Source organism: Corynebacterium phoceense (assembly GCF_900092335.1).
GTDB lineage: Bacteria > Actinomycetota > Actinomycetes > Mycobacteriales > Mycobacteriaceae > Corynebacterium > Corynebacterium phoceense.
This window is the reverse complement of sequence record NZ_LT596208.1, coordinates 1584651-1597522: the sequence shown is the minus strand read 5'-3', so window position 1 is coordinate 1597522 and position 12872 is coordinate 1584651. Positions and strand designations below refer to the sequence as shown.

Below are 12872 nucleotides of genomic sequence, written 5' to 3'. Positions count from 1 at the left end.
ACGCTAGGCTTAACCTCGATGTATTCCTACCAACCCGCCGATACCGAGCGCCTCTTCGACGAGTCCCCCAAAGGCTCCTCTTTCGCCCACGACGCTCGCCCAGATCATCGAGGCGCCTTCTCCCGCGACCGCGCCCGCGTGCTCCACTCCGCGGCCCTGCGCCGCCTCGCCGATAAAACGCAGGTCGTCGGACCCCGTGACGGCGACACACCCCGCACCCGCCTTACCCACTCTCTCGAGGTCGGCCAGATCGCCCGCGGCATCGGCAGCGGCTTGGGCCTGGACCCCGACCTCTGCGACATGGCCGGGCTTACTCACGACATCGGCCACCCGCCCTACGGACATAACGGCGAGACCGCCCTCAACGAGGTCGCCCAGAACGGCTTCGAAGGCAACGCCCAAACCCTGCGTATCCTCACCCGCCTCGAGCCCAAAGTGGTCGCGACCGTGAACGGTCGCGAGGAAAGCTATGGCCTTAACCTCACCCGCGCTGCCCTCGACGCCGCCTGCAAATATCCCAAGCTCAAAACCAACCCGGACGGCACAACGAACCGCAAGTACGGCTGCTACGACGAGGACGCCCACATCCTCGAGTGGGTCCGCCAAGGCCACACAGATGGCCTTCCGCCCATCGAAGCCCAAGTCATGGACTGGTCAGACGACATCGCCTACTCCGTCCATGACGTCGAAGACGGCATCATCTCCCGCCGCATCTCCTTGTCCGTGCTCTGGGACCTGGTGGAGCTTGCCACCCTCGCCGAAAAGGGCGCCCAGGCCTTCGGCGGGGATGCAGCAGAGCTTCTCGATGCCGCCGATTCCCTCCGCCGTCTCGACGTCATCAATGCCATCGGCGATTTCGACTACTCCCTGCGCGCCTACACCGATCTCAAGAAGATGACCTCCGAGCTCGTCGGCCGCTACGTCGGCGCCACCGTGGGTGCCACCCGTACCGCCAACGCAGACCTCCTCGCCGAGAACAAGCTGGGCCGCACCAACGGCCACCTCGTCGTCCCCGAACTCGCCCAAGCCGAGGTCAAGCTGCTCAAAACCATCGCGGTCCTCTATGTCATGGACGTCCCCGCGCACCTCGCGCGTCAGGACCGCCAACGCGAGCGCATCTACCGCGTCTATGACTACCTCGTCGCCGGCGCCCCCGGCTCCCTCGACGCCGTGTTCGCCGGCTGGTGGCTCGCCGCCGACTCCGACGCCGAACGCGACCGCGTCATCATCGACCAAATCGCCTCCATGACCGAGTCACGCCTCGAGCGCCTGGCCAAGCGCAGCGCCGAGCTTTCCGGCTTCATGGACTAGCGAACCAACTTCACACCCTCAGCTTCCAACACTCTCACCAGATCCTGGTAGTCATGCAGCTCGAGCGCCATATCTGCGGCCACAATCACGTCAACGCGGAATTCGCGCACAAAATCGGCCAGCGCGTCGAGGTTGCTGGGAGCAGGGGAGTCTCCCACAAAGTGCATCTTGCCCAGGGCGGCAAAGAATTCCTCGCGCGTGCGCAGCGGTTCGGTGATGAGAACTCGGTTCATGATGGTTACCCTTCCGCGTCGGGAATAGTGCAGAAGCTTTCGTAGTGGTCGTCGGTGTAGTACCAGACGTCGGGGTCGGTGTCGGAGCCGCCGCCGGTGACGATGCGGCGCGTGCCGCGATGGTTGAGGCCCGGCGTGTCCACGGTGTATTCGCGGTAGTAGTCCCGCGACTCCTTCGGTAGCACGCCTTCGTAGTTGCCAAACCGCACGTTGTCGTTGTCGGGGTACTCGTACGGCCCGCCGGCGAGGATATCGTCGACCGTCTCCGCTGCCTCAGTCGGCAGCGTGTCCAAAGCACATGAGCTTTCCGATGCCCCCTCAGTCTCCGCCGTCCCAGATGCTGAGGCAGGAGCAGACGTCGCCGACGACGAAGCCCCTGAATCGCCCTTCAAGTCGATGCCAAAATAGCCCGCTACGAGGACCAGCACCACGCCGCCGATGACGGCAGGCAGTGATTTCTTCGAGGGGGTAGAGTGCGCCATACCCCCATCATTGCAAACGGATAGCACCATGAAGAAATCGGTCGCTGATTTGCCAGTGCAGGTAATCTATTACCCATGGCGAAAGGCAGGATTCCGGACAGCGATATTCAAGCGATCCGTGAACGTGCACCCATTGAGGAAATCGTGGGGGAGTACGTACAACTAAAGCCTGCTGGCTACGACTCGATGAAGGGGCTGAGCCCATTCAAAGACGAGCGCACCCCGTCCTTCCACGTGCGCCCGCAGCGCGGCTACTATCACTGCTTCTCCACGGGCAAGGGCGGCGACGTCTTCAACTTCCTTATGGAGATGGAGCAGCTCACCTTCCCCGAGGCCGTCGAGGCCGTCGCCCAGAAGATCGGCTACCACATCACCTACCAGGGGGGTAGTGCCGCCGCCCGTGAGGAAAAGCCAGGCCTGCGTCAGCGCCTTATCCAGGCGAACAAGGCGGCGCACGATTTCTACCGCAAGCAGCTCGAAACCCCCGAGGCAGCACCTGGCCGAGATTTCCTCCTCAACCGCGGCTTCTCCCAAGAGATCATTTACGACTTCCAGTGCGGCTACGCTCCCGAGGGCTGGGACACGCTTACCAAGCACCTCATCCGCATGGGCTTCTCCTTCGAGGAACTGGAGAAGGCCGGCCTGTCCAAAATGGGCAAGCGCGGCCCCATCGACATGTTCCACCGTCGCCTCATCTGGCCCATCAAGGACCTCGCCGGCAACGTCATCGGCTTCGGCGCCCGCAAGCTCTTCGATGATGACCCGATGGGCAAGTACATGAACACCAGAGAGACGATGCTCTACAAGAAGACTAAGGTCCTCTTCGGCATTGATCTCGCCAAGAAGCACATCGCGGAGGGCCACCAGGCCGTCATCGTCGAGGGCTACACAGACGTTATGGCTATGTACGCCGCCGGCGTCAAGACCGCCGTCGCCTCCTGTGGCACCGCCTTCGGTGAGGACCACCTCCAGATCCTCCGCCGCCTCATGCTCGACGACTCCTACTTCAACGGCGAGCTCATCTACACCTTCGATGGCGACGAAGCCGGCCAGAAAGCCGCTATGCGCGCCTTCGAAGGCGACCAGAAGTTCACCGGCCAGTCCTTCGTCGCCGTCGCCCCCGAGGGCCTCGACCCCTGCGACTTACGCATCAAGCGTGGCGATGCCGCCGTCCGCGACCTCATCGCAGACCGCATCCCCATGTTCGAGTTCGTCGTGCAGACCATCATCACCGGCTACCGCATCGACACTGCCGAGGGCCGCCTCCAAGCCCTGCGCCGCGCCGTCCCCGTCGTCGCCGACATCCGGGACAAGCCCCTGCGCGACGAGTACGCACGCCGCCTTTCCGCGTGGGTTGGCTGGCCTGACCCCATGGAGGTCCTCCAGCAAGTCGAGCAGGCCCACCGTGCACCTAAGAAGGAGAAGCGCACCATTCGTCGCTTCGACGACTCCAAGCAGGCTCCTGCGGCGCAGGACGTCCCGGTGCTCCATCGCCCCAACCCGAAGGACACTCATCTCTGGCCGCAGCGTGAGGCGCTGAAAATCGCCCTCCAGTACCCGCAGAACGCCGGTGAGTACTTCGATGGCATCGATGCCGCCAGCTACACCAACCTGGCCTACCGCGCCGTGCGCGAGGCCATCACCAAGGCCGGCGGCATTGCCACCGCGCTGACGATGCCCCCCGTCGAATGGGTCGCACGAGTCAGCGAGCAGATGCCCGACGTCACCGCCCAGAGCTTCATCTCCGAGCTCGCCGTCGAGGAAATCCTGCCCACCGACGTCGACATGAACGTCTACACCGACTCCGTGCTCTCGCGTCTTCAGGAGTCCCGCGTCGGCGACCAGATTGCTCTCATCAAGGCCCAGCTCGGTCGCATGCGCCCCTCTGACGACCAAGCAGCGTACAACTCCCTGTTCTCGGATCTGGTTGCGCTAGAACAAGCTCGCAGGGAGCTCAACGAGCGCGCGTTCCGCAGTGGGCAGAACTAAGAAATTAACCATTTTCGACGCGGCCAGTAATCCGCCGTCACTTTTTGCTACTTAACCCAAAAATTCGAATGAGCACTGCCCTCAGGGCAGTGCTCATTCTGGCTACTAGTGTGCAATGCACACTAATATCAGCCTAAACCACTAATCTTGGTCGGGTTCGTACACGGTATCCGAATTGTCGAATTGACCCGAATTCCGCCGTCCGCGTGAGAGATCCTTGACCTCTTTCATTCTCGGTTCCGGATCGAGACGGTTGGCAATTGCCCGACGAGTGCCGTTAACAAGCGTCTTGGTGGCAGGGGAGTTCACCAGCTTTTCGTAACCATCCTTGATCTGGTGGTAGCGCTTTCGGCCCGCCTTAGTGCCGAATACGTAGCCTGCCGCGGCGCCAACAACAAACTGGATCATCTGTGGGGAGCTTCCTTAATGGTTTGAGTAGTAGGTATGCGGAACATAGCCTACCTACTTCTCGCTTTCGACGTCTCGTGCCCCTCCAATACGGCCTGGGAACTAGAAAGGCCTTTGGCTACTTAGCCCCGGTTAGGCATCAGAGCCAGAGGAAAACGAAGAAAGCCGCCCTTTCAGGCGGCTTCGTTGAGTGCTCCTCCAACTGGGCTCGAACCAGTGACCCTTCGATTAACAGTCGAATGCTCTGCCAACTGAGCTATGGAGGAATATCACGGGGAATCTCTTGCGTTCCCTTGCGACGTGAATAAACTATATCGGTGATGTCTGATTGAAACAAATCGCCTGGTAAGTAGGGATTTTCTCGACGATGGCAGCCAGGGGTCGATCAGGCAACAGGTCTCGTTCGTGGGTGCCTGTTGCCTGTGATCTGCACAGAATAATGGGTAGAAAACCGGTTCCATCAGCAAGGCCAGCATCCTTGTAAACCGGGGCCGCGGGGGAGGTCGGAGACCTTGATATTTGGGGCTGAAAGGCAAATTGATGCGTGAAGCGGGTCAGGTCCGTGTAGGTGGTGGATGAGTTCTTTCGAATCGTCGGTGATCTGTGAGCAGGGATCGGGTCCGGCACGGGCCTGGGCGTGGTTGGTCATTAGGCTGCAATCTCCTTGCCTGCCGGGGTGGTGGTGTCGGCGTCGATGACATTGGCTGTGATCAACGCCTTGGTTTGCTCTAGGCTTGTCAACGGCATGGAGCGTTTCTGCTGAATCCACACATCATGCTGCTCAGCAAGGACGGCCCCGACTAAGCGAATCACAGCATCACGGTGGGGCAAGATACCGACAACATCAGTGCGCCGGCAGATCTCGCGCTTGAGCCGTTCGGTGGGGTTATTCGACCAGACTTTGGTCCACACTGACTTCGGTGTGTGTAAACGCCAACACATCATCAAGTTGTTCTTCGAGCTAGTTTGCCACATGCGGAAATTTCGCCTGGCAGAATTCCACCACTTCCCGAGCCTGAGCCCACACCGCTTCAGCATCGGGTTGTTGGAAGATCGTGTGGAACGTCGCCGATAATGTCGGCCACTGGGTCTTTGGCACCATGGACGAGAGGTTCTTAGCGAAGTGAGTGCGGCACCGTTGCCAGGAGGCATTTGGCAGCACATCAGACACCGCTGCTTGAATTCCTACGTGAGCGTCACTTGTCACCAGGTAGACATCACCTAGACCGCGGGCTTTTAAGTCCCTGAGGAAGCCGGGCCACGAGCCGGTGGACTCAGCGGTAGCTATTTTGCATGCCTAATAGTTCTCGGTAGTCGTCATTGTTGACACCGGTTGCTAGGAGCACACTCGTTTGACCACGCGTCCGCCTTCCCGGACTTTCATCGTCAGCGCGTCGCACGAGAGGTAGTAGTACGGGCCGGTATCCAGTGGCCGGGTGTGGAAATCCTCCACTATCGAATCCAAGTCGTTGGCCATCTCACTAACTTGTGACTTCGATAGATTCATCGATGCCGAGGGTGGCGACCAGGTCGTTCATCCTGCGGGTAGACACATCGACGATGCCGACCCGTGTATCCAGTGGTCGGTGGCGGTAGTCGTTGCGGTGGTTGACGCGGTTGTCGCTGGTGGTGCCCCAGTCAGCGCCGCAGACAGTATCGGCTTGGGCAGAGAGAATTTGGTTGATGAAATCACCGAGCATTTCACGCATCAGATCGGGCGATGCTTGGGTGAGTAGCTCTTCGAGATACGCGGTCGGGTCGATAGACTCAGGGCCAGCGGCCATTATGGATGTAGTTCTTTCGAGGATAGGTAGAAGTTGATTCGAAAGGTACCCATGATGGTCGCCCTCTTTGTCCTTGGGCCTCATCTCAGGAACTAACTTAGTCCATGACTTCGCCCCTCGATGATCGTGTTTTCTTGTTCTTCGAGTTCTTGGAGGAATTCGGCGTTGAGTTCGTTCTTTGGGTCGTCTTTGAGGTCGAAGGTGTTGTTGACGTCGTTGACGAAGTCGTTGGCGAGGCGTTGGCCCATGGGACGGAAGGCGGCATAGGACCTGACCCCTGTTTGGTGGGCACCTGATATCCAGCCCGGTTGGGTTGGGAAGAAAGGTAATCTACCACCATGCCTAGGTACTCCGAAGAGAGTGTCTGATGGTTTGTGTGTGGGTTTCCAACCTGCATAAGGAGATAAGCCAGAATGACTACTGTGACAAGACGAGATCCGGCCGATAAGGCCAAGATTGACGCGATTGAAAAGAAGCTTCTTGCTAACCCCGAAATCGCGAAACTGATTGATGACCTAGGCACATTGAGGTTACCCTCGTTTAGTGGACACCCTATTTGTACGGATCTTGTGTCCGTAAGAGAGGATGTTCATTGTGAGTCAACAGCGCAAGAAATACACGCCGGAGTACCGGCGTGAAGCCGCAAACCTGGTAATCGAGTCAGAGCGACCGATCGCTCATGTGGCTAAGGAAATCGGTGTTTCCGCCGGGCTTTTAGGCCGGTGGGTCAAACTCGAGCGTGAACGCCGAGGATCCTCAGATGGGATGAGTGAGGCTGATCTTCGTGCTGAGAATGCTCGTCTGCGCCGTGAGTTGGCAGAAGCCAAGATGGATAATGAGTTTTTGTCAAAAGCGACAGCCTTCTTCGCCGCGAAGCAACGCGAGCAGAAAAGTTCGAACTAATGCAGCAGGAGAAGGCAAACTACAGCATCAAACGCATGGCACGGCTATTAAAAGTGTCTCGGTCTGGATACTACAAATGGGCCCATGCGCAGCAGAAACGACTATCCGGAAAGGATGATCGGTCAGCATTTTACGATGATGTTGACCGAAAGATTCATCAGATTTGGAAAGACTCCGATGAGGTTTATGGTGCTCCGCGGATCACCGCAGAGCTCGCCGAGCGCTACTACATTTCACTTAACCGTAAGACTGTGGCGAAGCGGATGCGCATGATGGGCATTGAAGGGATTTCACCGCGTGCCTTTGTCCCGGTGACAACCATTCAATCCAAGCGTAAGTCAACTCTTCCTGACCTGGTCAAGCGCATGTTTGATACTGGTCAGCTCAACCGGGTGTGGATGTCGGATATTACCTACCTTCGCACCGGTGAGGGCTGGCTGTATTTGTGCGCGGTCCGCGATGGTCATTCCCGCAGGGTACTGGGCTGGGCAATGGATAGCGTTCAAGACACACACCTGGTTGAACGGGCCCTGCGGATGGCGCATACGCTACGCGGTGACGTTCCTGATGGGCTGGTGTTTCACGCTGACCGTGGAACGCAATTTACCAGTGAGAAGCTCTGGGAAGTGTGCCGCAACCTGGGCATCGCTCAGTCTGTGGGGCGCACTGGCGTGTGCTTCGATAACGCGATGGCCGAGTCGTTCTGGTCGACGCTAAAGACTGAATTCTACGACCGTAAGCGATGGCCTACCCGTGATGCTGCACGCAAGGCCGTTGCCTACTGGATGGAAGTCGTCTACAACCGCCGGCGCCGGCACTCTGCACTCGGAATGGTCAGCCCCGTCGACTTCGAGAACCACACCGGCTCAATCAACAGCAGAAAAGAAATAGCTGCCTAACCACTAGGTAGCTCCACTACGTGTCCACGATTTGCGGGCAACCCCAACATCGACAACGGATGCCAACGACCTAGTTCGGGGCATGCTGCAAGCCTCAATCACCAGAGGTTTGAATGCTGAAATGGATGCCCACCTTGGCTACGAGTCCGGCGACAGGAGCGGCAAAGCTGCAGCTGGGACAGACAATCACCGCAACGGGTCGTACACAAAGACCGTGGATTCGAACTACGGGCCGGTAACCGTTGATGTCCCTAGGGATCGGGCGGGAACATTCTTGCCGACTATGGTCCCTAAAGGTTCTAGGCGCTTGACTGACGTTGATGACATGATTGTCAGCTTGTACGCCGGTGGAATGACCATTAGGGATATCCAGCACCACATGGCAACTGCGATGCGGGTTGATATCTCTCATGAGACGATTTCTGCGGTTACTGACGCCGTCTTGGATGAGGTCATGGTCTGGCAAAACCGCCAGCTAGACGAGTTCTACCCGGTCATTTTCCTGGACGCACTACGCATTAAAGTCCGCGATGGAGGCCGAGTTGTCAACAAGTCCGCGTACATGGCAATCGGCGTGGACCTCGACGGGATCAAGCACATTTTGGGATTGTGGATTGCCAAGGAAGAAGGTGCCTCCTTTTGGGCGCAAGTGTGCGCCAACCTTTCCAATCGTGGCGTCAAAGACGTCTTTATCGTCTGCTGTGACGGGCTGAAAGGCCTACCAGAAGCAGTAGAGGCAACCTGGCCGAACTCTATGGTGCAAACCTGTATCGTGCACCTGATACGTGCCGCGAACCGGTGGGTGGCCTACGGTGATCGCCGGGCTGTATCCGCCGCGTTGAAGAAGGTCTACACCGCCGCAGACGAGTCCACAGCCAAGGCAGCTTTAGCCGAATTCGAGGCTTCCGAGTTGGGTGAGAAGTATCCACGCTCAGTCAAGGTCTGGCAGGACGCATGGGGGCGGTTTGTCCCGTTTCTGCAGTTCCCGCCAGCAGCGAGAAAGGTCATCTATACGACGAACTCCATTGAATCGTTTAATAATGAGCTGCGTAAAGCTACCCGCAACAGGGTGCAGTTCACCAATGATGAATCCGCGCTGAAGACGCTGTGGTTGATGATCTGCAACATTGAAGATAAACGAGCGGCAAAGAGGGCAAAGGAGGGCAAACGGGTCTCCGCGACAGCCGGCAGACTCATGGAAGGAGCCCGAGTTTCCGGTTGGAAACAAGCCATCAACCAAATGGCCGTGGCCTACCCCGACCGCTTCGACAAATACCTATAAACCCAGCCCCACACACAAACAACTTGACACGCTCACTCCGAACAGTTCAAACGTGATGCTGTGGCCCTCTATGAAAACAATGAGGACCTTTCACTTCACGCGGCTTCAGCAGAGCTTGGAGTCAATCGTTCCTCGCTTTTCTCCTGGCTTCAGCAATACGGCACCGGCAAACGTGCCCGCACGAAGGCCATGCGCGACAACGCCAAGGAGACGACTGATTCCGAGCGAATCCGCCAGCTAGAAAAAGAGAACGCGAAGCTGCGCGAAGAACGCGATATTCTGCGCAAGGCCGCGAAATATTTTGCCGAAGAGACACGCTGGTGATCCGCTTCCAGTTTGTCTATGACCACCGAACCGAGTATTCGGTCAAGCGGATGTGCCATGTGTTAAAGCTCAATCGCTCCTCGTTTTATAAATGGGTCAACACCCGCGAAAATCGCAGGTTAAAGATGTATTCCGATGCCCTTATTGGTGCAAGAATCAAGGCCATCTTCGATGATGAGAACGGGCTTTATGGTGCTAAACGCATCGCTGCAAGCCTCAACGACGATACGGACTTCGGCCCGATCAACCATAAGAAGGTCGCACGCATCATGAAATCCATGGGGCTAAAAGGCTTTAGCAAACGGCGTCGATGCATCACCACTAGGCGTAAGCCTGGTCACCGTGTCATGCCAGATTTAGTAGGCCGTACATTCACCGCTGACGAGCCGAACCGTGTGTATGTCGGCGACATTACCTACCTGCCGTGTAAGGGCGGTAAGAACATGTACCTTGCCACGGTCATTGACACCTATTCACGAAAACTTGCAGGTTATGCACTCGCAGACCACATGCGTGTCTCACTGGTCATCGAGGCTTTGTCCCATGCCAGCACAGTCCGCGGAAGCCTTGACGGGGCTATTTTCCATTCTGATCATGGAAGTGTGTACACCTCACAGGCGTTTAGGGACCACTGCGCCCAACTTGGTGTGCGCCAATCCATGGGCGCGGTGGGAACTAGTGCCGATAATGCCCTGGCAGAGTCATTTAACGCCACCTTAAAACGTGAAGTGCTACGTGATCGGAAAGTCTTTGATAATCCCATTATCTGCCGGCAGGAAGTCTTCCGATGGTGCATGCGCTACAACACACGCAGACGACACTCCTGGTGCAACCTTCTAGCCCCCGATGACTTCGAAGCACTCACATCAGCTACACTGACCCAAGCAGCATAGCTAACCCCCGACGTGTCTACTTTCCAGGGGTCAGGCCCATAGGTAAGCGTGCCGGCGACGACGTCGCCGAGGACGGGGACGACTTTGGTGACGGCGGAGCCGACGGTTTGTCTGGTGATTTTCTGGCCGAGCATGACAGCGACTTTCTTGACGACGGGGTACCAGACGATCTTAGTGAGTGCTTTGTTGTCGACCTTCCTGACAGCTTGTGTGGCCAGCCATGCTGGCGGCCTTGTTGTTGAGGGCGGCGCCGGCGATGTCGAACATGGTGCAGAAGTAGTCGAAGACGCGGAACTCGGCTTGGCCATTGAGCGTGTAGTCCTCGCCGGTGAAGGTGGCATAGGGGAGCGGCTGAGGATGACGTCCAGGTGCTTGTGAACTTCGGGCTCGGAGCTGAGGAGTTCCTCATGCTTGATGTTGAGCAAGAGAGGTTTGGCATTGATGTCTCAGAAATCGGGTTTGGGGACGTGCGTGGTTTCCCGAGACTCAACGGGTGTAAGGCCCAACAGTAGATGCTGTGTCTAGGAGATTTGGATTGGGCTAGGGTTGCGCATTCAGGGAATTGCTTAATAGACCTTCGATGGCGTGCAGGTTGGCCGACACGCTGTCCACTACCTTCTGCCGGCCGGCGGTGGAGGCTCGTGCGATGTTCTCGGCGGCATCTTCGTCGGTAACAATGGAGTGGAGGGCGGCGCGGAGGGCATCGGTGGTGTTGTCGATGACTTGCTCGTCTTCGAGGAACGAGCTGCCGGAGACTCGGGTTGACATGACGGGGACGCTGAGGAGAAGAGCCTCGAGCATGACGGTGCTGAAGCCTTCTGCGTGCGACGGGATGAGGAACAGGTCTGAGTTCTTGATGTAGGGGTAGGGGTTGGTTTGGTAGCCGTGGAAGTGGATAAAGGGGGCATCAGCGGCAAGCTCCTGGAGATTTGTACGCTCCTGACCATCGCCGACGACGTGAAGGTCTATTGCGGTGCCCTCGGTGCGAAGGTCCTTCACCACGGTGATGAGGCGATCGATGGCCTTGACAGGGACGAGGCGTCCGACGACGGTGAGGTCGAAATGATCCGGGCTGTAGGTAGCGGCGGAAGAAGCATCGAGGGGAGTCTCGCCGAGTGCTTCGATGCGGGCGATATTGATGGGGTTCGGAGTGACCATCGAATCGATGGGCTCACCGACCTCCTGGATGAAGCCTTGGCGGGATTCCTCGGAGACGAAGATGATCTTATCGAAGCGGCCGTAGCGACGAAGCTCGGAGTCGTGAGTCTTGAAGAATTGCGCGGACTTGTGGTTCTTCGCGAAGTCGGTGTGGATCCAGGCCAGCTTGCGGGCGCGGGGATCGGTAGAACCGCTGATGATCTTTGCAGGGATGCCTTCGAGGAAAGCAACTTCGACGTCATAATGCGAGTGAATAAACACGCGATGGATGGCTTGTGCGGGCATAAACCACCAGAGCTTGGCGTAGATGCTCGCAGCGAGCTTGGTCTTCGCGCTTGCCTCAGCATTGAGCGTGCCGGAAGAGTCCGTGGTCCGCCTCTTTAGGAAGGACGGAATCTTGATCATCGTCTTGTACGTGACGTGCGGTGCCAGCTGTTCCTTGTAGATACCGGTATCGATAACCGTCATGACGGTGACATCGAACAGCTTGGGATCGAGCGCTGCCGTGAGGTCGACGAGGACTTTTTCCGCGCCGCCACCGCCTAGCGTGTGGATGAGGAAGAGCACCTTGCGTCGGCGCGGTTGAGCAGAGCTGCCTTCGACGTAGCCGTCACGCAGCGCCACTGTGGATACTGTGTTGAAGAGACAACGCAGGTCCATAAACAGCGAGATGTGCTTTGCGTAGAAAGAGTCATACTCGGCTTTTTCTACGGGGTTGGCGGCAAGCTCATCGCGGCCGTTCACCTGTGCCCAGCCGGTAATGCCGGGGCGGATATCGAAGACACCGCGTTTGCGACGCTCGAGGCGGAGGTCCTCCTCATTCTTGGCGGCGCCGGGGCGCGGGCCCACGAAACTCATGTCGCCCTTGAGCACGTTGAGTATTTGCGGAAGCTCGTCAATGGAGGACTTACGCAGCCACTTGCCCAAAGGCGTGATGAAGGCATCCGGATCCTTGAGCATGTACGGGGGAAGGCTCGGCGCTTCCGTGTACATGGAGCGGAACTTGTAGATCTTGAACGGCTTTTCATCCTTGCCGAGGCGTTCCTGTTGGAAGATTACTGGCCCCTTGGAGGTTGCCTTGATGGCAACGGCCGTCGCAGCCATGATGGGTGCGGTCGCGAGGCCAAGCGCGGTGGCGCCGACGATGTCGAGGCCGCGCTTGAGAATGTGACGGTAGAGCACATGCTTCATGGAGAGAATACTTTC

The 12872-nt window shown here is 57.9% G+C and carries 10 protein-coding genes, 1 tRNA gene and 2 pseudogenes; 5 read left to right on the top strand and 8 right to left on the bottom strand.

Going from position 1 to position 12872, the window contains the following annotated elements:
- Window positions 1-18: 18 nt before the first annotated feature.
- Window positions 19-1311, top strand: a complete 1293-nt coding sequence (locus tag BN9444_RS11770; protein ID WP_068801978.1) for a deoxyguanosinetriphosphate triphosphohydrolase — start codon at window positions 19-21, stop codon at window positions 1309-1311.
- Here BN9444_RS11770 and BN9444_RS11765 read toward each other — a convergent pair.
- Both BN9444_RS11765 and BN9444_RS11760 read right to left on the bottom strand, forming a co-directional pair.
- Window positions 1308-1544 (bottom strand): hypothetical protein, encoded by a 237-nt coding sequence (locus BN9444_RS11765; protein ID WP_068801977.1) that lies wholly within the window; start codon window positions 1542-1544, stop codon window positions 1308-1310. The two genes, BN9444_RS11770 and BN9444_RS11765, sit on opposite strands and share 4 nt — an antisense overlap.
- A 5-nt stretch (window positions 1545-1549) precedes the next feature.
- A complete protein-coding gene (locus tag BN9444_RS11760; protein ID WP_066492356.1) occupies window positions 1550-2026 on the bottom strand; it encodes a guanyl-specific ribonuclease in 477 nt (158 codons plus the stop codon).
- Between the two features lie 75 nt (window positions 2027-2101).
- On the opposite strand from BN9444_RS11760, the gene dnaG reads away from it, so the two are divergent.
- Window positions 2102-4015: a DNA primase gene (dnaG, locus tag BN9444_RS11755; protein ID WP_068801976.1), complete on the top strand. Its 1914-nt coding sequence runs from the start codon at window positions 2102-2104 to the stop codon at window positions 4013-4015.
- Between the two features lie 141 nt (window positions 4016-4156).
- On the opposite strand, the gene BN9444_RS11750 is transcribed toward dnaG, so the two are convergent.
- The 5 genes and pseudogenes from BN9444_RS11750 to BN9444_RS14555 all read right to left on the bottom strand — a co-directional run bounded on the left by BN9444_RS11750 (window position 4157) and on the right by BN9444_RS14555 (window position 6455).
- Window positions 4157-4423 (bottom strand): hypothetical protein, encoded by a 267-nt coding sequence (locus BN9444_RS11750; protein WP_066511559.1) that lies wholly within the window; start codon window positions 4421-4423, stop codon window positions 4157-4159.
- A 193-nt stretch (window positions 4424-4616) separates the two neighbouring features.
- Window positions 4617-4689, bottom strand: a tRNA-Asn gene (locus tag BN9444_RS11745).
- Window positions 4690-5071: 382 nt separating this feature from the next.
- A pseudogene (locus tag BN9444_RS11740) lies at window positions 5072-5900 on the bottom strand (IS256 family transposase).
- Window positions 5901-5904: 4 nt separating this feature from the next.
- Window positions 5905-6207: a transposase gene (locus tag BN9444_RS15235; protein WP_077210088.1), complete on the bottom strand. Its 303-nt coding sequence runs from the start codon at window positions 6205-6207 to the stop codon at window positions 5905-5907.
- Window positions 6208-6299: 92 nt separating this feature from the next.
- Complete coding sequence (locus BN9444_RS14555; protein ID WP_154666917.1) at window positions 6300-6455, bottom strand: hypothetical protein; 156 nt, start codon at window positions 6453-6455, stop codon at window positions 6300-6302.
- Between the two features lie 337 nt (window positions 6456-6792).
- On the opposite strand from BN9444_RS14555, the gene BN9444_RS11725 reads away from it, so the two are divergent.
- From BN9444_RS11725 to BN9444_RS11710, 3 genes and pseudogenes are all read left to right on the top strand, one after another.
- Window positions 6793-8009 (top strand): IS3 family transposase gene (locus BN9444_RS11725; protein ID WP_141681489.1). Its coding sequence is split into 2 segments (ribosomal slippage): window positions 6793-7054 and window positions 7054-8009, totalling 1218 coding nucleotides; the frame shifts between segments, so codons are not numbered across the junction.
- A 49-nt stretch (window positions 8010-8058) separates the two neighbouring features.
- Window positions 8059-9291: pseudogene (locus BN9444_RS11720) on the top strand (IS256 family transposase); the annotation flags it as partial.
- Between the two features lie 60 nt (window positions 9292-9351).
- Window positions 9352-10508, top strand: a protein-coding gene (locus BN9444_RS11710; RefSeq protein WP_141681548.1) for an IS3 family transposase whose coding sequence is annotated in 2 segments (ribosomal slippage) — window positions 9352-9595 and window positions 9595-10508 — 1158 coding nt in all. Because the reading frame shifts where the segments join, the coding sequence is not laid out codon by codon here.
- Between the two features lie 540 nt (window positions 10509-11048).
- On the opposite strand, the gene BN9444_RS14880 is transcribed toward BN9444_RS11710, so the two are convergent.
- Window positions 11049-12857 carry a sugar transferase gene (locus BN9444_RS14880; protein WP_068801973.1) on the bottom strand — a complete coding sequence of 603 codons (1809 nt, stop codon included), beginning with the start codon at window positions 12855-12857 and terminating at the stop codon, window positions 11049-11051.
- Window positions 12858-12872 lie beyond the last annotated feature (15 nt).

Excerpts from the sequence above, each read along its gene's own strand:
- dnaG (WP_068801976.1), top strand. The coding sequence starts at position 2,102 with ATGGCGAAAGGCAGGATTCCGGACAGCGATATTCAAGCGATCCGTGAA.
- BN9444_RS11760 (WP_066492356.1), bottom strand. The coding sequence starts at position 2,026 with ATGGCGCACTCTACCCCCTCGAAGAAATCACTGCCTGCCGTCATCGGC.
- BN9444_RS14555 (WP_154666917.1), bottom strand. The coding sequence starts at position 6,455 with ATGGGCCAACGCCTCGCCAACGACTTCGTCAACGACGTCAACAACACC.
- BN9444_RS11765 (WP_068801977.1), bottom strand. The coding sequence starts at position 1,544 with ATGAACCGAGTTCTCATCACCGAACCGCTGCGCACGCGCGAGGAATTC.
- BN9444_RS11750 (WP_066511559.1), bottom strand. The coding sequence starts at position 4,423 with ATGATCCAGTTTGTTGTTGGCGCCGCGGCAGGCTACGTATTCGGCACT.
- BN9444_RS15235 (WP_077210088.1), bottom strand. The coding sequence starts at position 6,207 with ATGGCCGCTGGCCCTGAGTCTATCGACCCGACCGCGTATCTCGAAGAG.
- BN9444_RS11770 (WP_068801978.1), top strand. The coding sequence starts at position 19 with ATGTATTCCTACCAACCCGCCGATACCGAGCGCCTCTTCGACGAGTCC.
- BN9444_RS14880 (WP_068801973.1), bottom strand. The coding sequence starts at position 12,857 with ATGAAGCATGTGCTCTACCGTCACATTCTCAAGCGCGGCCTCGACATC.